This is a genomic window from Marinobacterium arenosum (genome assembly GCF_019795155.1).
GTDB classification, from domain to species: Bacteria; Pseudomonadota; Gammaproteobacteria; order Pseudomonadales; family Balneatricaceae; genus Marinobacterium_C; species Marinobacterium_C arenosum.
The window spans coordinates 94,282-117,181 of the sequence record NZ_JAILYN010000002.1; the positions used below are offsets into that span (position 1 = coordinate 94,282).

Annotated in this window: 23 protein-coding genes; 5 read left to right on the plus strand and 18 right to left on the minus strand. The window is 60.6% G+C overall.

All coding sequences use genetic code 11. From position 1 onward, the window contains the following. Window positions 1–126 precede the first annotated feature (126 nt). Entirely contained in the window at window positions 127–1,008 is an 882-nt protein-coding gene (locus tag K6T12_RS01390) for a DUF4198 domain-containing protein (RefSeq protein WP_222218711.1), read from the plus strand. Between the two features lie 78 nt (window positions 1,009–1,086). Here K6T12_RS01390 and K6T12_RS01395 read toward each other — a convergent pair whose 3' ends face one another. From K6T12_RS01395 to amrS, 3 genes are all read right to left on the minus strand, one after another. Then, a complete protein-coding gene (locus K6T12_RS01395) occupies window positions 1,087–1,431 on the minus strand; it encodes a hypothetical protein (protein ID WP_222218713.1) in 345 nt (114 codons plus the stop codon). Window positions 1,432–1,897: 466 nt separating this feature from the next. After that, entirely contained in the window at window positions 1,898–3,319 is a 1,422-nt protein-coding gene (locus tag K6T12_RS01400) for an FAD-binding oxidoreductase (protein ID WP_255611469.1), read from the minus strand. Between the two features lie 202 nt (window positions 3,320–3,521). Continuing rightward, the gene (gene amrS / locus K6T12_RS01405; protein WP_315853547.1) at window positions 3,522–4,601 is read right to left on the minus strand and encodes an AmmeMemoRadiSam system radical SAM enzyme; all 1,080 of its coding nucleotides are present in this window, start codon (window positions 4,599–4,601) and stop codon (window positions 3,522–3,524) included. Between the two features lie 57 nt (window positions 4,602–4,658). On the opposite strand from amrS, the gene amrB reads away from it, so the two are divergent. Further along, window positions 4,659–5,435 carry an AmmeMemoRadiSam system protein B gene (gene amrB, locus K6T12_RS01410; RefSeq protein WP_222218715.1) on the plus strand — a complete coding sequence of 259 codons (777 nt, stop codon included), beginning with the start codon at window positions 4,659–4,661 and terminating at the stop codon, window positions 5,433–5,435. Next, window positions 5,413–6,000, plus strand: coding sequence for an AmmeMemoRadiSam system protein A (gene amrA, locus K6T12_RS01415; RefSeq protein ID WP_222218717.1), 588 nt, complete (start codon window positions 5,413–5,415; stop codon window positions 5,998–6,000). The genes amrB and amrA overlap by 23 nt, the downstream gene beginning before the upstream one ends. A gap of 24 nt (window positions 6,001–6,024) precedes the next feature. Here the strand turns inward: amrA and K6T12_RS01420 are convergent, their stop codons facing one another. The 5 genes from K6T12_RS01420 to thrH form a co-directional block, all read right to left on the minus strand. Then, window positions 6,025–7,644 (minus strand): methyl-accepting chemotaxis protein, encoded by a 1,620-nt coding sequence (locus K6T12_RS01420; RefSeq protein ID WP_222218719.1) that lies wholly within the window; start codon window positions 7,642–7,644, stop codon window positions 6,025–6,027. Between the two features lie 59 nt (window positions 7,645–7,703). After that, entirely contained in the window at window positions 7,704–8,165 is a 462-nt protein-coding gene (locus K6T12_RS01425; RefSeq protein ID WP_222218745.1) for a cache domain-containing protein, read from the minus strand. 157 nt (window positions 8,166–8,322) lie between these two features. Further along, entirely contained in the window at window positions 8,323–9,078 is a 756-nt protein-coding gene (locus K6T12_RS01430) for a hypothetical protein (RefSeq protein WP_222218747.1), read from the minus strand. Continuing rightward, window positions 9,075–10,232: a methyl-accepting chemotaxis protein gene (locus tag K6T12_RS01435; protein WP_222218749.1), complete on the minus strand. Its 1,158-nt coding sequence runs from the start codon at window positions 10,230–10,232 to the stop codon at window positions 9,075–9,077. The genes K6T12_RS01430 and K6T12_RS01435 overlap by 4 nt, the downstream gene beginning before the upstream one ends. Window positions 10,233–10,487: 255 nt before the next feature. Continuing rightward, window positions 10,488–11,105 carry a bifunctional phosphoserine phosphatase/homoserine phosphotransferase ThrH gene (gene thrH, locus K6T12_RS01440; RefSeq protein ID WP_222218751.1) on the minus strand — a complete coding sequence of 206 codons (618 nt, stop codon included), beginning with the start codon at window positions 11,103–11,105 and terminating at the stop codon, window positions 10,488–10,490. A gap of 18 nt (window positions 11,106–11,123) precedes the next feature. Between thrH and K6T12_RS01445 the strand changes: the two genes are divergently transcribed. Then, entirely contained in the window at window positions 11,124–11,294 is a 171-nt protein-coding gene (locus tag K6T12_RS01445; RefSeq protein ID WP_222218753.1) for a hypothetical protein, read from the plus strand. A 45-nt stretch (window positions 11,295–11,339) separates the two neighbouring features. Here K6T12_RS01445 and cysB read toward each other — a convergent pair whose 3' ends face one another. From cysB to rluC, 3 genes are all read right to left on the minus strand, one after another. Then, window positions 11,340–12,314 carry an HTH-type transcriptional regulator CysB gene (gene cysB / locus K6T12_RS01450; protein ID WP_222218755.1) on the minus strand — a complete coding sequence of 325 codons (975 nt, stop codon included), beginning with the start codon at window positions 12,312–12,314 and terminating at the stop codon, window positions 11,340–11,342. A gap of 121 nt (window positions 12,315–12,435) precedes the next feature. Further along, the gene (locus K6T12_RS01455) at window positions 12,436–13,536 is read right to left on the minus strand and encodes a DNA-binding protein (RefSeq protein WP_222218757.1); all 1,101 of its coding nucleotides are present in this window, start codon (window positions 13,534–13,536) and stop codon (window positions 12,436–12,438) included. After that, entirely contained in the window at window positions 13,529–14,527 is a 999-nt protein-coding gene (gene rluC / locus K6T12_RS01460) for a 23S rRNA pseudouridine(955/2504/2580) synthase RluC (protein ID WP_222218759.1), read from the minus strand. Before rluC ends, K6T12_RS01455 begins: the two co-directional genes overlap by 8 nt. Window positions 14,528–15,057: 530 nt before the next feature. On the opposite strand from rluC, the gene rne reads away from it, so the two are divergent. Continuing rightward, window positions 15,058–18,111, plus strand: coding sequence for a ribonuclease E (rne, locus tag K6T12_RS01465; RefSeq protein ID WP_222218761.1), 3,054 nt, complete (start codon window positions 15,058–15,060; stop codon window positions 18,109–18,111). A 271-nt stretch (window positions 18,112–18,382) separates the two neighbouring features. On the opposite strand, the gene murB is transcribed toward rne, so the two are convergent. Genes murB through K6T12_RS01500 form a run of 7 tightly spaced genes read right to left on the minus strand, consistent with a single transcriptional unit; the run spans window position 18,383 to window position 22,892 of the window. After that, window positions 18,383–19,417: a UDP-N-acetylmuramate dehydrogenase gene (gene murB, locus K6T12_RS01470; protein ID WP_222218763.1), complete on the minus strand. Its 1,035-nt coding sequence runs from the start codon at window positions 19,415–19,417 to the stop codon at window positions 18,383–18,385. Continuing rightward, a complete protein-coding gene (locus tag K6T12_RS01475) occupies window positions 19,414–19,881 on the minus strand; it encodes a low molecular weight protein-tyrosine-phosphatase (protein WP_222218765.1) in 468 nt (155 codons plus the stop codon). The genes murB and K6T12_RS01475 overlap by 4 nt, the downstream gene beginning before the upstream one ends. Before the next feature lie 3 nt (window positions 19,882–19,884). Further along, window positions 19,885–20,649, minus strand: a complete 765-nt coding sequence (kdsB, locus tag K6T12_RS01480) for a 3-deoxy-manno-octulosonate cytidylyltransferase (RefSeq protein ID WP_222218767.1) — start codon at window positions 20,647–20,649, stop codon at window positions 19,885–19,887. Window positions 20,650–20,658: 9 nt separating this feature from the next. Further along, the gene (locus K6T12_RS01485; protein WP_222218769.1) at window positions 20,659–20,844 is read right to left on the minus strand and encodes a Trm112 family protein; all 186 of its coding nucleotides are present in this window, start codon (window positions 20,842–20,844) and stop codon (window positions 20,659–20,661) included. Window positions 20,845–20,853: 9 nt separating this feature from the next. Beyond that, complete coding sequence (gene lpxK / locus K6T12_RS01490; protein ID WP_222218771.1) at window positions 20,854–21,837, minus strand: tetraacyldisaccharide 4'-kinase; 984 nt, start codon at window positions 21,835–21,837, stop codon at window positions 20,854–20,856. Then, window positions 21,837–22,259, minus strand: a complete 423-nt coding sequence (locus K6T12_RS01495) for an ExbD/TolR family protein (RefSeq protein WP_222218773.1) — start codon at window positions 22,257–22,259, stop codon at window positions 21,837–21,839. Before K6T12_RS01495 ends, lpxK begins: the two co-directional genes overlap by 1 nt. 12 nt (window positions 22,260–22,271) lie before the next feature. Then, entirely contained in the window at window positions 22,272–22,892 is a 621-nt protein-coding gene (locus K6T12_RS01500; protein WP_222218775.1) for a MotA/TolQ/ExbB proton channel family protein, read from the minus strand. Window positions 22,893–22,900 lie beyond the last annotated feature (8 nt).

The following is a 22,900-nucleotide window of genomic DNA, read 5'->3' on the forward strand; positions in this document are numbered from 1 at the left end:
ACCAGCCACGGATTGGCGGGTCGTTACTAAACTCTAGGGTACGCCCGTTTATTTGCAAACTCGGGCCAATAAACCGCCACGATTGCCAGCGGCAATGATACAGCCTGGGGAGGATTCTACGTGCGAATGAAAAATACCTTCATGATCCGCTGGCTGATAACCGCCCTGATGCTTTGTCTAACCACCACCGGCAATGCTCACGATATCTGGTTGCTGCCCGAACAGTTCACGCCGGCACTAGGCGATACCCTCAGGGTCCGTCAACTGGCGGGAGACGAAGTCAGCCTTGAACCGGGCAAAATGGAGGAGTTGCCACTGCTCAGGCGTCTGACCGGGACATTTGAAATGCTGAACTCGGAAGGTTCAATCGACCTCCTGGCAAAACTACCCAGTGAACGGTCAGTGCCGGTCATCAAACCTGTTTTCCAGAGAACCATGAATACTGCCGGATTGACGCTGCTGGCGATGGAGCATGATTTTATCTATATGGACCACCATTCGACAGAATTCAGGAAGTACCTGGCTCACGAAAACCTAGCCCGCGATAACTATCTGGCTCATATGGGAGAACGCTCGATACAGCGTGAACGCTATAGCCGTTCTATCAAGAGCCTGTTGCAAGTTGGCTCCCCTGAAAAGCCCCAGCTTCAGCCTGCAGGCAGCCAGTTGCACCGACGGGCCATAGGCCAGAGAATCGAAATCGTGCTGTTACAGAATCCCTACTTACTCAAGACCGGTGATGAACTGACCGCCCAGGTACTGTTTGAGGGAAAACCACTGCCCGGCAAGGCGGTTACCGCCTATCATGCGAACGAACAGGGCGTAGTCTCGAGCTACATAAAACATACCGACGACAACGGCATGGCGAGTTTCAGCCTCACCGGCAGTGGCTCCTGGCTGCTTCGCCTGATGCACCTGCTGCCTTGTCGCGATCAGTCGGATGTTGTGGCCTGTACTGACGTGGACTGGGAGAGCTACTGGGCCTCGTTTAGTTTCAGCCTGGATTGAAGCCCTGAAACTGATTCGAAAAAGCGCTATACGGAAGGCGTATAGCGCTCAACGATCGACTGCAGCTATATCAATACGTCAGTAGGTTCCCTCAGGGCAAGCCTCGGTCACACCTTCGGCACTGTCTCGTGGAAAACTCAGATCGCAACGGCCATCGCCGCTGGTATCCGTAATCGGACAGGGATCGCCGGTTCGAAAGATGTTATTAAAATCACAGGCCGGCAACTGGCAATCACCATGGGCCAGATGCCCGTCCAATGCTCCCGCGCCTACGGTAATTGTCACTGGTACGCTTTCACCTTTTTGAAGGTGGCAAACCTGTACTTTATGTGTCGGAATATGCGCCTTACTAAATACCATTGTTGGCGAGGCTGCAAATAGGCATACCGATACAACGGTAAATAGCAGCTTGGTTATGTTCATGGCTGTCTCCTGCGTCAACTTGCCCCCCACGGCCGGGACCAAGTAACAAAAGTATAGGCAAGCAGGCCCTCTCCAATCGGCAGAACGGCTATCAATCTATCCGCCTATTTACGGTAAATAATGGCTAAAACCCATTTCCGGAACGAGCTAATAATGGCCTCTGTTGCGCGGCGACAACTCCAACAACAAATACTTGACGAGCGTTGATCCAGTACCGTTTTTTAACCTTTTCCTTCAAAAACGCCCGGCTACGGCCGCCCCTCGCGGCACCTGGATGACATTTTCAACTCAACACTCGCCTGTTTCGGTCTGAAATGGTTGTAGTGGTCTAGTGAAGCCGGACACCAATTTAGAGGATAAAAACACCGCCTTCAGCAAAGGCCAGTAACCGTTTCGGGCTACCGGCCTTTGCTGATCGCTTTCGTCGCAGCCACGTTCCAGCCGCCACCGCTATCGTAGCTACGGCTTAGCCCGGTTTAATGTTCTGGTTCATACGGAACAGGTTGGTCGGGTCATACTTGCGCTTCAGTCGACTCAAGTGCTCATAACCGTCGCCGTAAGCCGCTTCTACTCGGCCCCCTTCGTCGGCGGTCATAAAGTTCACGTAGACACTGCCGCTGGCTTCTGGCTCGGTCGCCTCAAACAGCTCACGACACCAGCCGATACAGGCCTGGTCGTCAGCAGGATCGTCCCAGCGGCCATGCACATTCATAATGAACTCGGTATCCCGGCTCCAGTACGCGGTATCACCGGTCGGCACCTCGTTGGTCTGACCGCCCATCTGCGCAACAAAGACTTCACATTGCGGCCCTGGCAAGCGCCCGACAAAGTCGAGCAGCGTATCGACTGTGCTGTCGCTCAGCTCAAAGAAGTCATGGGATTTCCAATAGTTGCGGGCGCCCGGTGCCAGCAGCGGATCGAAGCCGGCCTGGAAAGCGCAGTAGGAGTGGGGGCCGATCACATCGGCGATGGGATCACCAAACGCGCGTAGCGGCGCCAATACCGCCTCCCCCTCCGCGATATCACCGGCATAGAGTGCGGCCAGTACCACCACCTCGCTACCGTGCACCGACTCCGGCAGAAACGGCAACGGCGGTGCCTTGCGCAGCACCAGCCAGACACTCAGTTCATTCGGCGCCCGCGCCGCGAACTGCCGATAGAAATCCAGTACCGCGCGGGCATCCTTATACGGATGGACGATCAAGCCGGCCAACACCTCGGGCCCGACCGGATGTAGACGGAACTCGAACGAGGTCACCACGCCGAAGTTGCCGCCGCCGCCGCGGATCGCCCAGAACAGATCCTCGTTTTGCTGCGCACTGGCCTGTAACAACCGACCATCGGCGGTCACCACATCGGCGGACAGCAGGTTATCGACGGTCAGGCCATATTTGCGGCTCAGCCAGCCGAAGCCGCCGCCTAGCGTCAACCCGGCAATACCGGTGGTCGAGTTGATGCCGATCGGCGTCGCCAGGCCGTGCATCTGCGCCTCGGCATCGAACTCGCCCAGCGTCACCCCCGGTTCCACCCGGGCGGTACGTTGTTGCGGGTCGATCCGTACCGAACGCATCTGGCCGAGCGAAATCATCAACCCGCCTTCGCAGACCGCGTTGCCGGCTATATTGTGCCCCCCGCCGCGCACCGCCAGCAGCAGGTTATGCTGGCGGGCAAAGTTGACCGACCGGATCACGTCGGCCGCGCCCCGGCATTCGACAATGACCGCCGGCCGCTTGTCGATCATTGCGTTCCAGAGGGTTCGGGCATTGTCGTAACCCGCACTGCCGGGCATCAACAGCTCGCCCCTCAATGTCTCGGCCAGCGCATCCAGCTCGGCCTGCTCTACCTGGGTTTGACCACCCTCCAGTGTGGCTATGGTTAGTGCAGTCATGTTGATCTCCTTGCATCTAATCTGATGGATCGGACAGGACATCCATGTAAGGAGTGAACCGCCAGCGGACCACCCCGGAGATCAGCAACATATGGAGATTTAGCAAGTTTCCGGAGACCACAGACCGCAGCAGCCTGTAGTCTCAATCTAGCAGACAGCAGTCAGATAGAGGCTGTCGGCTGGATGGCGGGAAACATCTCATTCAACCCTGCAGAAAAACCGGCTGGCGACGGGCGCCCCAATGGCCGGGCTCGGCTTCGAAGCGGCCGGGAATTTCGGTGCCGCAGTGGATACAACAACCATCCTTGAGGTTCCACTCACCCAGCTGGTACCAGTCGCGCTCGATCAGCCGCAGGCCGCAGTTCGGACAGTAGGTCGAGCTGCCTTCGCTGTCGTGGACATTGCCCACGTAAACGTAGTGCAAGCCGTGCTGACGGGCGATGCGACGGGCGCGCTGCAGGGTTTCCGGTGGCGTATGCGACTTGTCCATCATCTTCCAGTCCGGATGGAAGGCGGTGAAATGCAGCGGAATATCCGGCCCCAGGTTATCCATCACCCAGCGCGACAGCGCTTCGATCTCCGGATCACTGTCGTTCTCATCGGGGATCAGCAAGGTGGTGATCTCGAACCAGACCTCGGTCTCGTTGTGCAGGTACAACAGGGTATCCAGCACGTTCGACAGGTGGCCGCCGCAGATGTGCTTGTAGAACCGCTCGGTAAACGCCTTCAGGTCGACATTGGCGGCATCCATCGCATCGAAGAAGCGCGGCCTGGCCTGGTCGGTGATATAGCCGGCGGTGACCGCCACGCTGTTGACGCCAACCGCCCGACAGGCCGCCGCCACATCCTCGGCGTATTCCAGGAAGATCACCGGATCGTTGTAGGTGTAGGCGATCGACCGGCAGCCCATCTGCAGGCAGGTATCGGCCAGCTGCTGCGGACTACCGCTGTCGCAGAGCCGGTCCATCTCGCGGGCCTTGCTCATATCCCAGTTCTGGCAGAACTTGCAGGCCAGGTTGCAGCCGGCGGTGCCGAACGACAGCACCGGCGTACCCGGCAGGAAGTGGTTGAGCGGTTTCTTTTCGATCGGGTCGATACAGAACCCGCTGGAGCGGCCGTAGGTGTACAGGTACATCTTGCCGCCCTCGTTGCCACGCACGTAACAGAGGCCACGCTGACCGTCGCCGATCTTGCAGTAACGCGGGCAGAGGTCGCATTGCAGCTTCTTGTCGTCAAACTTGTGCCAGAAGCTGGCGGGCACCTGGCTGGCGGGCATGGTCATGGCAGAATCCTCAATAACGCTATACTTTCAGATTAGCTGAACCTCGGAGTAGCACTGATGAAAACCCGCCCCGCCGCGGTGGCCGGGATGTTCTATCCGGCCGATCGCGCCGACCTGGAAGCCCTGCTGGAACAGCTCTGCCTGCCACTACCGCCGGAGCTTAAGAGCGTGCCGCGAGCGTTGATTGTGCCCCATGCCGGGTTGATCTACTCCGGCCCTGTCGCCGCCCAGGCCTACCAAACTGTCGCCGGCCACCACTACAAGTACATATTGCTGCTGGGCCCCAACCATCGGGTACCACTACACGGCATGGCGGTCCCCAGCGCACAGCAGTTCGAGACGCCGCTGGGCACCGTGCCGCTGGCGGTAGATGAGCAGGAACGGTTGCGGCAACAGGGCCTGGTGGAAAGCGCCGACGAACCGCACCGGCTGGAGCACTGCCTGGAGGTTCAGTTGCCGTTTCTGCAGTTTCTCGATATCCAGGGGCCGATCCTGCCGGTGGTGGTGGGCCAGGCTGCTAAAGAGCAGGTTGCCGCGCTGATCCACGACGCGCTGGCCGACGATCAGGTACTGACCCTGATCAGCTCCGACCTGAGCCACTACCATGACTACGAGGCCTGTCAGCAGATCGACCGGCTGACCAGCAACAAGATCCTCAGCCAGCAGGCCTCGCTGATACCGGAAGAGGCCTGTGGCAGCAATGCAATCAATGGCCTGTTGGCGGCCTGCGAAGGCAAGGGCTACCGACTGGAGCAACTGGCCCGCTGTAACTCCGGCGATACCGCCGGCGACAAGGCCCAGGTGGTGGGTTATGGCGCCTACGCCGTTTACTGAGCTGGAAAAACACCGGCTATTGACGCTTGCCCGCCGGTCGATCCGCGACTGTTTCGAGCAGGCCGAATCGCCGGACAAACTCACTAGCGGTATTTCCATCGACTGCGCCGGGCTGACGCGACTGCAGCAACCGTCCTGCTGCTTCGTCACCCTGCTGCTGGCCGACCAGCTGCGCGGCTGCATGGGCACGCTGGAGGAGGACCGGCCGCTGGCTGAAGCGGTGCAACATAACGCGCGCGCCGCGGCCTTCCGCGACCCGCGCTTCCTACCGCTGCAGCCGGAAGAGCTGGATCGCTGCCGAATCGAGATCTCGGTACTGAGCGAACCCCGCCCCTTCCCCGTCGCCAGTGAAGCGGAACTGCTGACTGCGCTGGAACCGAACCGCCACGGCCTGATCATCGGTTTTGGTAAAAAACGGGGACTCTTTCTGCCCGCCGTCTGGCAGAGCCTGCCAAAGCCAGACGAGTTCGTCCGCCAGCTGAAGCGCAAAATCGGCCTGCCGACGGACTTCTGGAGCGACCAGGTACAGGTCGAGCTGTTCCAGAGCGAAACCCTGAGCGACTAACCTCGCCTCAACGACGGCCGTCGTTCAACAGCGGAACTGCCCCATCGCACTGTGAATATTCTTCGACAGCTGCGCCACCGTCCGGGCTTCTTCGGCGCTGGCCTGGGCGCGATCGCTGTTATCAACCGACATCTCGGCGATATGGATAATGCCGTCGGCGATCTCGTCGGTCGATGCGGTCTGTTCCTGCAACGCTTGTGAGATCCCCTCCACCGCCGTCAGAACCTGCTCGACCGAGACGCGGATACGGGTGATCGAGTCACCGGCCTCATTGCCCAAGGCCACCCCCTCTTCGACCTGCTGCACTGAAGTGTTCATCGCCTCGCTGGTCGCTGCTACCCCCAGCTGGATCTCGCGGATAATGGTACTGATCTCATCGGTTGAACGGGCCGCCCGCTGGGCCAGCTCGCGCACCTCATCGGCCACCACAGCGAAACCACGGCCCTGCTCGCCGGCCCGGGCCGCTTCGATCGCCGCATTCAGTGCCAACAGGTTGGTCTGTTCGGCCACCCCCTGGATCACGTTCACCACCGAGGAGATCCGATCGGTTTTATCGCCCAGATCCTGCACCGAACTGGAGACCGCTTTCACCGCCTCGGCCATCAGCTCCATCGAGCGGGTGGTATCGAGCATGATGCCACTGCCACTCACTGCCCGCTCACCCGACTCGCGTGAGGTTTCACTGGCCGACTGGGCATTGTGGAACACCTCGCCGATGCTGGTACGCAACTGTTCGATCGCCGCCGACATCGATGAAGCCGCCTGGCTCTGGCTGCCGGAGCTCTGCGCTACCGTATCCGCCGCCTGGGTCAGTGCCTCGGCGCTGTCGGCCAGCTGATGCGCGTTGTCGGTCAGCGTGGAGACCATACCGCGCAGACTCTGCTGCATCCGCGCCACCGCGTCCAAAATGCTGCCCTCAGTCGCCGGCGCCAGCTGCTCGGTCAGGTCGCCGGCCGCGATCTGCCGGGCGATCCGTACCGCCTCGGCCGGCTCACCGCCCAGTTGGCGCATCAGGCTGCGCGCCGTGGCCACCGCGACCAGGCCTGAGATCAGCACCGCCACAGCCACCAGCAACAGGTTGATCAACGTTGCCCGGCCGGATTCATCCGCTACCGTATCGAACAGCGACACCGACATCTCTGCCTGCAGGTTGTTATACCCATCGAACAGCTCTTTCAAGGCAATGAATTGCCGCTCGATATGGCGCATATCGCCCAGTGCGGAGGTCTGATCCAGGTCGACCATGAAGATCGCCGCTTCGGTGGCTGAGGCATAGCTCGCAAGGCCCATCAGAATCTGTTCCAGCTGAGCCTTCTCCTGGTCACTGAATTCACTTTGCTGCTGCCAACGGCTCAGCTGCTCGGTGATCGACGCCAGATCTTTACCGACCTTGGCCTTCATCGCGTTCTGAGTGGCTTCGTCATAAGCGTTGTACCAGCTGACCAGGCGGAACATATCGGTATGCACCTGGGCAATCTGGTCCGCCACGGCGGCCCCCTTGGTCAGGTGGGCAAAGCGAACATTGTTGATCTCATCCATTGCCGACTGCTGCCGGGAGATGGCGTCGAACGCCACCAGGCCGCAGAGCACCAGAAAAAGCACCGCCAGCGCCGGTGCAATCAAAATACGATGTAGAATTTTCATCTGCCGATTCCATAACAAAAGACCGGCTGGCCGGCCGGTCTTTATGATTCAACGTCCTGTCAGTTGACGGCGTAGGCGCCGGAACAGAAGTGGAGCTGGTCAACCTTTTCACAGTAGGTCTTCTTCAGCTGAATCTTCTTGGATACCGGGTTTTCCCAGTGATACTCCTGCCACATGCTGTCGGCACTTTTCAGCATGTCGAGCTGCTCCTGAACGATGAACTTACCCTTGGCGTCGCGCACCTTGGAGAGGTTCTTGCCAATGAACTTGGGCTTGGGGGCGATTGCGTAATAGATCCCCTGGTCATCGTGTACGAATACGTAGAGATCCCGATCGATAAAGTCGCCCTGCTGATCGTTCAGTGCCGCCATGGTCTTCTGCTGCCCGTTGAGCTTGTAGAAGGCAACCGCCCTCTTGACCAGTGCCAGGGCTTCGTCCGGCGTCCCCTGGCTACCGGTCGCCAGCACGGGCATAGCAACAGAGATCGCAACTGCCGCGAGCAGTCTCGGGATGGATGGCATATCAAAGTCTCCTTTTTATTTCCTTTGCGCCAAACAGATATGAGGCTGATTATCCAGTAACCAGATTGCGCGGCAGTATAGAAAGCCAATGCGACGGTAATATGACAGCGACCGACTGCTCGCCCTGCTGCCCCCTAACAACTCGACAGCCCCGAACTCAGCCGACCTTCAATCGTACGAGGTAACCCTGGGTCAGCTGGATCTGCTCGTCGATAAAGGCCGACATCTGGGCGAAAAACCTCTGCGCCTCCATATCGATAGTCGTCGGCCTGAGTATCTGCTCGTTCAACAGTGCCAGTACCTGCTGGCTACGGCTGTCGGCCAGTTGGTAGCACGCCAGCTCGCGGCCGAGGTACTGCAACTGCACCCGCAATCGTGCCGAACAGTGGCCGGTCCGTGCGGCCAGGCTGCCGAGCCCACGAATACGCCCCAGTGCCTCCGCGTAGTAGGGCCGATACAGCAGGTTGTCCCACAACTGGCGGCTCGCCGCCTGATCCGTCATTGCGGTCAGTGTGCTGTTATCGGCGACCACGGTCAGCTCATGCAGCAACTGGTCGATCAACCGGCAGTGTTGCTGGAAGCTGTCCGCATGACCGGGCCGTAGTTGCTGCCAGTGATGGGCCTGCTGCGCCAGGCGCTGCCTATCACCGGGATAACCATTGCCTGACAACTCGCGCCAATGCTGGTCGATTTGAGTTGCCAGGCTTCGCTGTTCCGCCCCGCCGACTGCCGCCTCATTGAGGCAGAGCCCGCGATGGCGCTGCAGCAGCTGAACCAGTTCCAGCAGTAACGCCAGCTGCTCAATACCCTGTTTCACTTGTTGACGCCGCCGTCGAGCGATATTCAGCGCATGCCAGCGTGCCGCCAACAGCCACCCAACTATCACCCAGGTCAGCACGTAGAGCTCACTCATCGCTCAGCCTCCTGTTGCTGGAAACCTTGTGTCAGCTGTTCCAGGTAGCCGGTCAGTTCACGCAGGTTCAACGCCTGGTCATTGTGGTTCTGCAACGCGACACCCAGCCGGCTGAGCTGCTCGCTGATCGCTTCGCTGGCACCGGCATGCTCCTCGATGGATCGATCAACCTGCTGGATCAACTCGACACTGCCACGGCTGTCGTCGGCGATTTGCTCCAGCAGTTCTACCATCCGCTCGCAGACCTGCAAGCCATCCTGCAAACGCTGCTCGCTGGCCACGGCGCTGTCGATCACCGAATGCACACCGGCCAGAATCGAATCCATCAGCCTGGTGATATCTGCCGTCGCCCGTTCGGTGCTGCCAGCGAGCTGACGAACCTCATCGGCCACCACCGCGAAGCCGCGACCGGCCTCGCCGGCTCGGGCCGCCTCAATCGCCGCGTTCAGCGCCAACAGATTGGTTTGCGAGGCCACCGTCTCGATGGTGACGACAAAATCCTGAATCGCCTGTGCGGCCTGGCTAAGCTCGGTCAGTTTGGCGGAGGTATCGCCCAGCTGGGCCTGCATATTCTGCAGGGTGTCGCTGAGCTGTCCCGCCTGCGCAGCACCGTCCTGGCAACGGTCGCTGGTCTGCTCCGCCGCGCCCCGGGTGCTCAGCACATGCTCACGAATCAGCTGTACCGTCTGGCTCATCTGTTCCGATGCACTGGCCACGGTCAGCAGCTGCTGTTGCTGCGCCCTGGAACCCTCCAGCGCATTCGTCGCCTGCGCCTCCAACTCATGGCTGGAAAAACACATCTCGCCAGCCAACTGCTGCGACAGGGTCTGCAACTCGTGATAGCTACGCAACAGTGCATAAAAACCTTCCGCGACCTCCGCCAACGGTCGATCGATCGGCGGCAGACCGGTGCGGGCCTGCAGCCGCTGACGACGGCAGTCTGCACTGATTTGACGCAACCTATGCCAGCGTTGCCCGAACAACAGGCAGTAACATCCCTGCAGATAGAGCATCAGCGGCAGTAGCCAGATCAAACCCGGCAGCTGTAGAAAAAGTCCGGCGGCCAATGCCGCCCAGAGAAGTGAGATGATTGACCCGGCGACAGCCGGTGAAAAGCGGCACAGCAGATCCAGTCCTGGCGATAGAAACCACATCGGTTCGCTCCTTGGCAAAGGTTTCATCGCTTACATGCAAGCAATTAACGGACCAGATGTTTTTGCGGAGGGAGCTAAAAGCTTCCAGCGACAAGGAGGGAAAAGCGGCAAGCGGCGCATCGGATCGGAAGATCCGGCCGGTCAAACAACGACAACGGCATCAACCGCCGGCGGCGATGGCACCCCGGGTGGCGCCCTACAGCACGGCAGGGTGGGCACGTTTTTTGTGCCCACGCACTGATTGGTGCAATCCGTTTACAGCGTCAACGCGCGGTCGCTGGCCTTGATAAAGGCCTTCTTCAGATCTTCGTAGTTGTGGACCGCCGGGAACTGCGGGAACTCCTCGATCACATTCTGCGGCGCGTGGAACAGGATACCCTCTTCCGCCTGGGTCAGCATGGTGGTGTCGTTGTAGGAGTCGCCGGTGGCGATTACCCGGTAATTCAACAGCTGGAACGCACGTACCGACTGACGCTTGGGATCGCGCTGACGCAGGGTATAGTCGGTGATGCGGCCTTCGCCATCCACTTCCAGCTTATGGCACAGCAGGGTCGGATGGCCGAGTTGTTTCATCAACGGGGCGGCGAACTCGTAGAAGGTATCGGACAGGATCACCACCTGGAAGCGCTCACGCAGCCAGTCGATGAACTCGCGTGCGCCCTCGAGCGGCGACAGCCGGCTGATGGTGTCCTGAATCTGCGGCAGGGTCAGGCCGTGCTCGTCCAGGATACGCAGGCGCTGTTTCATCAGCACATCGTAGTCGGGGATGTCGCGGGTGGTGGCTTTCAGTTCATCAATACCGGTTTCTTCGGCAAAGGCGATCCAGATTTCCGGGATCAGGACCCCTTCCAGGTCCAGGCAGGCGAGTTCCACAGGAGACTCCTTAATGATGTGCAGGTTGATCGCGCAGCCAGCCGGTTGCAGGTAATAGGTGGTGGCGGCCTGCGCGGTAGTGGGTCGGTCGACAATGTACCTGCTGCCCCGCCCCCTTGCAACGCGACCATCGGCGACGGCACCGCCGCCCGTGGCCAGCATCAGCCGGCCGGTCACCACCCGAAATGAAAACGGTGGCCAAAGCCACCGTTCAAGTGAGCGCGCCGAAACCGATCAGAGATCCGGCAATTCCTGATGGGCGAACAGCTCGTCGATCTCGGCCCGATTGCCGCAGGCCTGCACCTGCATCACCACTTCGCGGCTCAGGTGCGGTGCGAACAGCTCGATAAAGTCGTACATATAACCGCGCAGGAAGGTCCCCTTGCGGAAACCGATCTTGGTGGTGCTGGATTCGAACAGGTGACTGCAGTCCAGCGCCACCAGGTCGCTGTCCTGATCCGGCTCGTAGGCCATCGAGGCGATGATGCCAACACCTAGCCCAAGCCGGACGTAGGTCTTGATCACGTCGGAATCGACTGCGGTAAACACCACTTTCGGCTGCAACCCCTCACGCTTGAAGGCGTCGTCCAGCTTGGAACGGCCGGTAAAGCCGAACACGTAGGTCACGATCGGGAATGCGGCGACGTCTTTAAGCGTCAACTTGGAAACCTGGGTCAGCGGATGGTCCTTCGGCACCACCACCGAACGGTTCCAGCGATAGCAGGGCATCATGATCAGATCGCTGAAATGCGACAGCGCCTCGGTGGCGATCGCAAAATCGACGGTACCGTCAGCCGCCATCTCCGAGATCTGCATCGGCGTACCCTGATGCATATGCAGCGACACTTCAGGGTATTGCTGTATGAACCGGGTAATCGGACGCGGCAACGCGTAACGTGCCTGGGTATGGGTGGTCGCGACCGCCAGGCTGCCCTTTTTCTCGTCGGAGAACTCCTGGGCGACCTGCTTGATGCTCTCGACTTTCTGCAGAATCTGCCCGGCCACATCGAGAATCGCCTCGCCGGCCGGCGTTACCCGCGTCAGGTGCTTACCGCTACGGGCGAAAACCTCCACCCCCAGCTCGTCCTCCAGCAGCCGGATCTGCTTACTGATGCCCGGCTGGGAGGTGTAAAGGCTCTGTGCGGTTGCGGATACATTCAGGTCGTGACGGGCCACTTCCCAGATATAACGCAGTTGTTGCAGTTTCATAGTGCAGCCTTATATCGTTTATAGAATTAAATCGGCGCTAACTATAACACTATAGAATAATCTGGGCAGGGCCTGTTAACAGGAAAATGCGTCTAGCGCATTCAGCATCCGCAGGTCCTAATTAGCTCAGGGCACTGAGTCGACGCAGCTCCTCTTCCTGAGCGATCAGGCGACGCTCCAGCGAGTTCAGCTTGGCATTGGCCCGCATCAGCTCCTCATCCTTGTCTTTCAGTTGAATGCGCAGACCGTTCTCGCGGCGAGATGCCTCCGTGACCGTGTTGGTCTGCTTGGAGCGCTGACGCTTGATCTCCTCCTCGAGCTCACGCACCTTGTCCTCCAGCCGCTTGCTCTTGTTGGTCTCCGACAACAGTTGGCTGCTTAGCTTGGCGATATCCCGGCTGCGACCGCTGCTGTCGGTCTGCTGCTGCTTGAGATCCTCTTCCAGCGATTTAATCTGAAGCTTAGCACCGTCGATCTTAACGTCACGTTTGGCCAGTTCAGCCTGCAGGTCATGGATCGTGCGGGTCATCGCCGACTCTTTCTTGCCGACTTCGTCACGCAGCTTTTCCAGCGCGTTGCGGAAATAGCGTACGTCCGCCTCCGCCTTGCTGACCGCCTCCACCGAGTGGCGTTGCTCGTCCTTGATGCGCTGATCAAAGGTGCGCTTCGAATCCTCGTGGGCCTTACGCAGATGCGCCAGCTCCTGCTCCAGGTTGGAGCGTCGCTGCTCCTCTTTTTTGCGCAGTGACGTTTCCGAACCCAGGTTGGTCTTCAGTACCTGGATCTCCGCCTCCAACCCTTTGATCTGGCTATTGGCCTCGGCCAGTCGTTCCTGCTCCTGGCGGAGCCGTTCGTTGCTCTCAACAACCTGTGACTGGGCACGCCGCACCGCATCATCGGTGCTGCGCCGAGCTTCCTCGGCGCCCAGGTCGACCTGATGTTTCTCCAGTGCCATCCGGGCGTTGGCCTCTTGCAAGGCATGCTGCCAGATCCGCACGAATGCCTGATTCAAGACTGCCGGCACCTCGGTCAGCATCACCTGGGATTCACGCGCCAGCAGCCGACTCGGCAGATTGCGCCAGAGCTCCGACCAAACCGCCTCCACCGCCGCCAGCTCGCAGCCCACCTGTTCGGCGATCAGCGCCGGCTGCGGCTCCTTACCATCCAACAACAGCGTTTCCGCAACCTGAAAAATCTGTTCGCTGAGCATCTGTTCACCCATGACCGTTTACTTTCTGTTGTTGCTGACCGCGCTGCCCTGCGGCCAGTCGTTCCATGGCAGCGATCAATGTCTCGTCGAGCGGCGCCTCGATTATCTTGCGGCCGCCAGACGGCAGCGGAATACGCAGCTCCGCCGCATGCAGAAACAGACGCCGGAAGCCGATCGTCTTCATCTGCCGATTGATCTCGTCAATACCGTACTTATCATCACCGACAATCGGATGCCCTTCAAACTGGGCATGGACACGGATCTGGTGGGTTCGCCCGGTGATCGGACGCGCCTCTACCAGGGTCGCCTGCCGGCCGAACCGGTTTAATACCTTAAACTCGGTTAACGCCGCCTTACCGTCGGCCTGGACCTTGACCACTCGTTCGCCGGATTTGAGCTCATTCTTGCGTAGTGGTGCATCGACCCGCCGCTTGCTGGCCGACCAGTGACCGCAGACCAACGCATGATAGATCTTGGTCACCTTGCTGCGTTGCAGCGCTTCATGCATGAACTTCAATGCACTGCGTTTCTTGGCCACCATGATGCAACCGGAGGTATCGCGGTCGAGCCGGTGCACCAGCTCCAGGAAGCGGGCCTGCGGGCGGATCTGGCGCAATGCCTCGATCAGCCCCAGCGACACGCCGCTGCCGCCATGTACGGCCAGTCCGGACGGCTTGTTGATCACCAGCAGATCGGCATCCTCATACAGGATGGCGTCTTCGAGATGTTGTTGCATGCCGTCGCTGACCGGCGGCGGCGCATCACGCTCGGCGACCCGTAGCGGCGGTATCCGCACCAGATCGTCGATCTGCAGCCGGTATTCCGGCTTGACGCGCTTTTTGTTGACCCGCAGCTCGCCCTTGCGAACAATGCGGTAGATCATGCTCTTGGGGACACCTTTCAGCTCGGTACGGAGAAAGTTATCGATGCGCTGCCCCGCCTGCGCGTCCGTGATTGTAACGAAACGGACCTGCGCGGCGTTGGCGCCCTGTTGTTCAGACATAGGAAATTTAGCCGTTAAGCGTCGAAAATTGATGCGGTATTTGATAGCTGTTATATTTTAACGCTGCCGTGCGAGGAAGGCTGTACTTTATTTCATTTTCGGTCTGTCCGTAAATCACAAGATAGGCCCAGCCCCATAACGTAGCGGCAATGCCGAATTATTAATTAGATGTAACGCTTTTCTGACCAACTGTCCGCGACAAGGCGCAGTTGGAGGTGCAGACGCACGCCGACCAGGAACCTGCGATCACACGCAGCCACAACAAGTAACAAGAACAACATAGGTCGACGTTTCCTACACCGCGCTGTAATGGGGTGCTGGCACAAAAGGCACCCGAACACTACCTGATCACCGCACCGGCCTACCGGCTGCGGCCAGACCTGCTGAGTAAGCGCAAAAAAGAAGCGCTTCCCGGATACAGCTACGGACGATACAGGCACAGTGGCGCATCACAGCACAAGACCGCGCCTCGGATACACCGGCGACGAGACTCCTGGCATGAAAAGCGTTTCACTTTAGAGACCTTCTAGATGAAACGAATGTTAATCAACGCAACTCAACCGGAAGAGCTGCGTGTCGCGCTGGTAGATGGCCAGCGCCTGTACGACCTGGATATCGAATCCGGTAGCCGGGAACAGAAAAAGGCCAACATCTACAAAGGCCGCATCACCCGCGTCGAACCCAGCCTGGAAGCGGCCTTCGTCGACTACGGCGCCGAACGTCACGGCTTCCTGCCGCTGAAAGAGATCTCCCGCGAATACTTCCACAAGCAGCCTGAACGTGGCGGCCGCCCGAACATCAAGGAGGTGCTGAAAGAAGGCACCGAGGTGATCGTTCAGGTCGACAAGGAGGAGCGTGGCAACAAGGGCGCGGCACTGACAACTTTCATCAGTCTGGCCGGCCGCTACCTGGTGCTGATGCCGAACAATCCGCGTGCCGGCGGCATCTCACGCCGCATCGAAGGCGACGAGCGGACACAGCTGAAGGAAGCCCTGTCCGGCGTCACCGTGCCCGACAAGATGGGCATAATCATCCGCACCGCCGGTGTTGGCCGCTCCAGCGAAGAGCTGCAGTGGGACCTCGACTACCTGGCCACCCTGTGGGAAGCGATCACCCAGGCGTCAGAGAAGAAAGCCCCGTTCCTGATCTACCAGGACAGCAACGTGGTGATCCGCGCGATCCGCGATTACCTGCGCGCCGATATCGGTGAAGTACTGATCGACGACAAGGCCGTCTTTGACGAAGCCAGAAGTTTCGTACAGCAGGTAATGCCGAGCTACGAACAGAAGATCAAGCACTACAGCGAGCAGACCCCGCTGTTCAACCGCTTCCAGATCGAAACCCAGATCGAGACCGCCTTCGAGCGCGAAGTGAAACTGCCGTCCGGCGGTTCCATCGTGATCGACCCGACCGAGGCACTGGTATCGATCGACATCAACTCGGCGCGCGCCACCCGTGGCGGCGATATCGAGGAAACCGCGCTGAACACCAACCTCGAAGCGGCGGAAGAGATCGCCCGCCAGCTGCGTCTGCGCGATATCGGCGGCCTGATCGTGATCGATTTCATCGATATGACGCCGATCAAGAACCAGCGCGAGGTGGAAAACCGACTGCGCGACGCGCTGAAGCTGGACCGCGCCCGCGTTCAGATGGGCCGCATCTCCCGCTTCGGCCTGCTGGAGATGTCCCGCCAGCGGCTGCGTCCGTCGCTGGCCGAAACCCGCGGCGTGGTCTGCCCGCGCTGCTCCGGCCAGGGCATCATCCGCGACACCGAATCGCTGGCACTGTCGATCCTGCGCCTGATCGAAGAGGAGTCCGCCAAGGACCGCACCGCCCAGATCCGGGCGATCCTGCCGGTCAGCGTGGCCACTTACCTGCTGAACGAGAAGCGCCGCCCGGTACACGAGATCGAGCTGCGCCACAGCGTGCAGGTGGTGATCGTGCCGAACCCGAACATGGAAACCCCGCACTACGAAGTGGTACGGCTGCGTGACGACCACAGCGTCACCACCACCAACGACGCCAGCTACAACCTGCAGCCGGAACCGGAGCTGGACCTGTCACTGGAAACCAGCGCGCCGGCCCCCGCACCGCGCGAAGTAGCGGCGGTGAAAACCCTGGCTCCGAAGGCGCCTGCCCCGGTCACTGAGAAACCTGCCGAGAGCCCGGCCACCGCCGGCAGCGAAAGCAAACCGGCAGCAGCGGCACCGACACCGGCAGCAGCCCCGGCTCCCGCACCGGCAGCCGCCAAACCGGGCCTGTTCGGTCGTATCATCGGCGCCCTGTTCGGCACCGGTACAACCACCGCCGAACCGGCAGTGAAAGCAGAACCGGCACCTGTTGAAAAAGAGGAAAAACCGGCGCGCAAGGAACGCCCGGAAGGCCGCTCCGACAGCCGCCGCAAGCCGAAGTCCCGTCGCCGCGACAATGATCGTGACCGCCGCCGTCCGAGCAAAGAGCAGGACGAAGTGATCACCATCCAGCCGGAACCGGATCAGCCGCTGCCGAAAGCCAAACCGGAGAAAACAGAAGGCGAAGAGCAGCAGAAACCGCGCCGCCGCCGCCGCAAATCCCGCAAGGAGCAGGAGGAGCAGCCGCCGCTGGAAGCCAAGGCAACCGCCAACGCTGCCGATAGCGCCGTGGCAGCCGATCGCGCCGAAGCAGCAACCGAAGCCGCACCCGAAGAGGAAGTGGTCGCCCGCAATCCGCGCCGTCGTGGTCGTCGTCGCCGCGGCGAGGAACGGGTCGCCCAGCGCAGCGAAGTCGCCGAACAGGCCATTCCGGCGGTAGCAGCCGCTGCCGACAGCGCAGCCGCCGTAGAGGCCGAAGCGATGCCGACACCGGTCAACGGTCAGATCACCGATGTGGTGGAAGCAACCGAAGCCGTACAGACAGCCACCAGCGAAGCGCCTGAGCAGGTAGCTCAGACCGCAGAGCAACCGGCAGCGGTTGAGACAGAGCGCACAACAGCCGAAGCCATCGAGCAGACGGCAGCCGCAGAAGCGGAAACCGCTATCGGCGAAGCCGAGACCAAGCTGGAACCGGCCGAAACCGAAACAGCCGAAGCCGAAGCCCCGACCGGACAAGCGGTTGCAGAAACTGAATCCGTCGAAGCCACAAAGGAACAGGCTGAGCCGGAAGCAGCGGCAGTAGCCGAAGAACAGCCGCAGCAGCAGCAGCAGCAGCAGTTGGCCGCCGAGCCTGCAACAGCCGAGACCGAAACCGCAGAGCCGGCAGCCGAAGCAGCCGAGTCAACGGCGGAAGCACCGGCCGACGAAACTACAGAAGCCGAAGCCCCTGCCGAAGCTGTCGCGACCGTCGAAACTCCGACCGAAGCAACTGCTGAAGCGACCGAAGCTGAAGCCGCAGAAGAGGCTCCGAAGCCGAGCGCCGACGAAGCCAAAGCCGAAACGACCGAAGCTGCCGAAGCAGAACCCGTCGTCGCGGTTGAAGTGACTGAGGATAAAGCGGAAGCAGAAGCGGTCGAGGAGAAACCGGCCGCCGAAGAGCGTCCGCGCCGTCGTCGCAGCCGCCGCGCCCCGAACGATCCACGCGAAGCGCGCCGCCAGCAGTCTGACGGCTGATCGAAACGGCCAACGCCTTAAGCTGAAAGCAAATACCCGCATCCTTGGATGCGGGTATTTTTTTGTTCGCAGTGAACAGATGACAGAGTTGAGTAAACAGTAAGCATCCGGCCCCGCCACTGGTAACAAGCCCGGCGACAGCATCTCGCCTAGCTGCATAGACTTAAACAGATACCAACCTATCCACCCTGCTATAAGCCACCGCCAGGCAAAACTGTTAACTCAACACTGACAACTCTTAACTGTAAAAAATAGCTGTAAAAAAACCGACTTAAGCCGGTTGTGGGTAGAGACGCGGTTCGATCTGCAGCTGCACACCGAAGGTTTGCTGCACCGACCGCTGGATACTGCCGGCCAGCGCCAGTAGTTGCTGGCGATCACCACCACCATGATTGACCAATACCAACGCCTGCCGGTCATAGACACCGACAGCGCCCTGACGATACCCCTTCCAGCCAGCCTGGTCGATCAGCCAGCCGGCCGCCAGCTTCATATGACCCGGCTTATCGGGAAACGCCACCAAGCGCGGGAAACGCCCTTTCAGAGCCTCATAGACGCTCTGCTCGACAATCGGGTTCTCGAAGAAGCTGCCGGCATTGCCCAGCTGGGCGGGATCCGGCAGCTTGCTGCGCCGAATCGCAACGATGGTGTCGAACAGCTGCTGCGGGGTCGGCTCTACAATACCGTCCGCTGCGAGCTGTTCAGCCAGCGCACGATAGGCCAGGTTGACGACAGGCGTACGGCTCAGCCTGAAGCGCACCGACCAGATAATATACCGACCGGCATCCTCACCTTTGAAACGACTCCACCGATAACCAAAACCGCAGTCATCGTTGCCGAACTCTATCAACCGCTGCTGCTGACGATCCCAGGCGGTCAACGAAACCATGTTGTCTTTCAGCTCGACACCATAGGCGCCGATATTCTGAATCGGAGCGGCGCCGACAGTACCCGGAATCAACGCCAGGTTTTCCAGGCCATGCCAGCCACGCTGAAGCGCGCTCTCAACCAGGCCATGCCAGGACTCACCAGCGGCCACCTCGACCAGCAGCTGGCCGCCCTGCTCCTCGAGCAGTTCGATACCGCGGTTCTCGAGCCGCACCACCAGCCCCGGCAGCCGGTCAGCCAGGATAAGATTGCTACCGCCGCCCAGCACCAGTAACGGCCATGCCTGCTGGTCGGCCAACTGCAGGGCCTGCTGCAACTGATCCAGCGAAGCGATCTCGACAAAACGCTCGGCGACCGCATGAAAGCCCAGCGTATTACAGCGAGTCAGCGGATAGTCTTCGACGATCTGCAGGCTCATCGGCTGGTCCGGATCCGTTGCAGCAAGCCGTCGGCCGCCTGTTCGACCAAGTCGAGCACCCGCTCAAAGCCCGCGTCGCCGCCATAATAGGGATCGGGCACTTCCGCGCCGGACAGCCCGGCGAACTCCAGAAACAGCCCCAGATGGCCCTGGTAATCCGCCGGACAGATATCCCGCAGGTCAGCCAGGTTCTGGCTGTCCATCGCCAGCACATAATCATAGCGCTGGAAATCGACCGGTTTGGCCTGGCGAGCCCGCAACGGGCTCAGATCATAGCCACGCCGAGCCGCCGCCGCGGTGGCGCGGGCATCGGGCGCCTTACCGATGTGGTAAGCGGCGGTGCCGGCGGAATCCACCTCGATCAGATCCGCCATACCGGACCGGCTCACCTTGTGCAGGAACACCCCGTGAGCGGTCGGCGAGCGACAGATATTGCCCAGACAAACGAATAACACCCGGGTCATCCGTCAACCCTCCAGCAGCGCACGGATACGCTCAAGATCTTCCGGCGTATCGACGCCGGCCGGCGGCTGTTCATCCGCCTGCTCGACATGAATACCGGCGCCCTGCCACATGGCGCGCAGCTGCTCCAGGCACTCGGTCTGCTCCAGCGGTGCCGGCGGCCATTTGACGAAGTCGTTCAGCAGCTTGACCCGGTAGGCATAGATACCGATATGGCGCTGCCAGCTGAAGCCAGTCGGCATCTCGCCGCTCTCCAAAGCCTGCTGATGCTGGTCACGGGGCCAGGGGATCGGCGCCCGGCTGAAGTACATCGCCCTGCCGTCGACACTACTGACCACCTTGACCACGTTGGGATTGAGCAGGCTTTCGAGTGATTCGATCGGCTCGCTGAGGGTGGCGATACTCGCACTGGGCACCGCCTTCAGGTTATGGGCCACCTGATTGATGATCCGCGGCGGGATCAGCGGCTCGTCACCCTGTACGTTGACCACGATATCGTCGGCATAGAAACCCAGCTGGTGGACTACCTCCTGCAGCCGGTCGGTGCCGGACGGGTGCTCGCTGGAGGTCATGCAGACCTCGGCGCCGAAACCACGGGCAGCAGCGGCGATGCGATCGTCGTCGGTGGCGATGATGACACGATTGGCCTCGCTCTGGCAGGCACGCTCGTAGACATGTTGCAGCATCGGCTTGCCGGCCAGATCCGCCAGCGGCTTGCCGGGAAAGCGGGTCGACGCGTAGCGCGCCGGAATTATCACTGTGAAGCTCATGGCTGCCCCTTACTTTCGCTCACGCTCTTCGGCGGTCAGGGTGCGCGCTTCGGACTCCAGCATCACCGGAATATCGTCACGAATCGGGTAGGCCAGTCCGCTGGCGCGACAGATCAGTTCATTGGTCTCCTTGTTCCATTCCAACGGCGCCTTGGACACCGGGCAGACCAGAATTTCGAGCAGTTTCGTATCCATATTGATCGTTTACCGTTTAGTTTGCGCAATCTCAGTTAAGCGCTGCAGCAACGCCGCTGCAAAGGTTTCGGGCAACTCGGCCGCCACTTCGAGGTAATACCCCTGACGGAGGCCCAGCCCAGCCCATTTAATCGCATCTTTTTCTGTCGTCAGCAACGGCAGCGGCGGCTCGAACTGCAGCTCATCCGCCGTATAGGCATGGTGATCCGGAAACGGATGGGGCATGAACGACACCCCAAGCGACGCCAGCGTATCGAAAAACCGCTTCGGGTTGCCGATACCGGCGACGGCATGCACCCGCTCGCCGGAAAAATGCTCCAATGGCAGTTCTGCACCATCCAGCGCGCGGTAGCGCTGCGGTTGTAGCCGCATCTGTACATCGACCCGCTCCAGCGACGGCTTCGGGCGGCCGTTACTGATAACAAAATCCACCGACGACAGACGCTCGGCCGGCTCGCGCAGCGGCCCGGCCGGCAGACAGTGGCCGTTGCCCAGGCCACGCACCCCGTCGATCACCACCAGCTCGAGATCCCGCCCCAGGGCATGATGCTGCAGGCCGTCGTCGCTGATAATCAGGTCGCAATCAAAGCGCTCCAGCAGATGCCGGGCAGCCTGTACCCGATTCGGGTCGATCACCACCGGACAACCACAGCGCCGGGCCAGCATCAGCGGCTCATCACCGCACTGGGCCGGATTACCGGAAGCTTCGACCACCCAGGGCAGCGCCGGCGGCTTGGCCTTGTAACCGCGGCTGACGATACCGGGCCGGAAACCGGCCTGGCGCGCCCGCTCCACCAGCCAGGCCACCAGCGGCGTCTTACCGGTGCCGCCCAGGGTAATGTTGCCGACCACCACCAGCGGTACCGGCGGCTGCCAGGCCTGCTTGGCAGCCGCTCTACGGCGGGTTACGACAAAGCGGTAGAAAGACTCCAGCAACCGCCACGGCAGTGCCGGCGCCTGATCACTGTACCAGCGCTCTTGCAATCGCGACATCAATCCGCACCCGGCTCCTGGGTGGTGATACTGAGCTGGATGAAGCCCAGTTGGCCGGCCACATCCATCGCTGTTACTACCGACTGGTGCGGCGTATTGGCATCGGCGGTAATGGTCAGCGGCCGCTTGGTATCGCCGGCGGACAATTCCCGCAGCGCCCGCTTGAGGGTATCGGGCTGGGTATTGACCAGCGGCGTGCCGTTGACACTGTAGCTGCCGTCAGCGGCGATCAGGATCTCCAGCAGCTCCTTCTGCTCCTGCTGTTCACTGACACCTTCCGCCTGCGGCAGGTCGATCTCCAGGTGGGTTTCGCGGGTAAAGGTGGTCGACACCATGAAGAAGATCAGTAACAGGAACACCACGTCAATCAGCGGCGTCAGGTTGACGTTGACCTCCTCCACCCTCTGGCGGCGAAATTTCATCGTGCGCCCCCGTCAGTCATAGTCGACTTCGCGCTCGCCATGCATCGCCTCGATCAACTTGATCGACTCCTGCTCCATGGTCACCACCAGCGAATCGACCCGGCGCTGGAAATAGCGGTGGAAGATCAGTGCCGGAATGGCTACCGACAGGCCGGCCGCCGTGGTGATCAATGCCTCGGAGATGCCACCGGCCAACACGTTGGCGTTGCCGGTACCCTGCACCATGATCTCGGTAAACACCTTGATCATGCCGATAACGGTACCCAGCAGCCCCAACAACGGGGTGATCGCGGCAATGGTGCCGAGCGGGTTGAGGAAACGTTCCAGCTCATGCACCACATGACTGGCCGCCTCCTCGATACTGTCCTTCATCACATCACGACCGAAGCGGGCATTGTTCAGGCCCGCCACCAGGATGCGACCCAGTGCGCTGGAGGCCTTGATCGCCTGCATCTGCTCGAGGGTCAGCTCGCCATCGCGCACCTGCCCCCAGATCTGCGCCAACAGCCCCGGCGGCGCGATGCGACTTACCCGCAGGGTCCATAAACGCTCCAGACAGATCGCCAACGCCAGCACCGAACAGGCCAGAATCGGCACCATCAGCCAGCCACCGGATTGAATCAGCTCAAACACCCAAACTC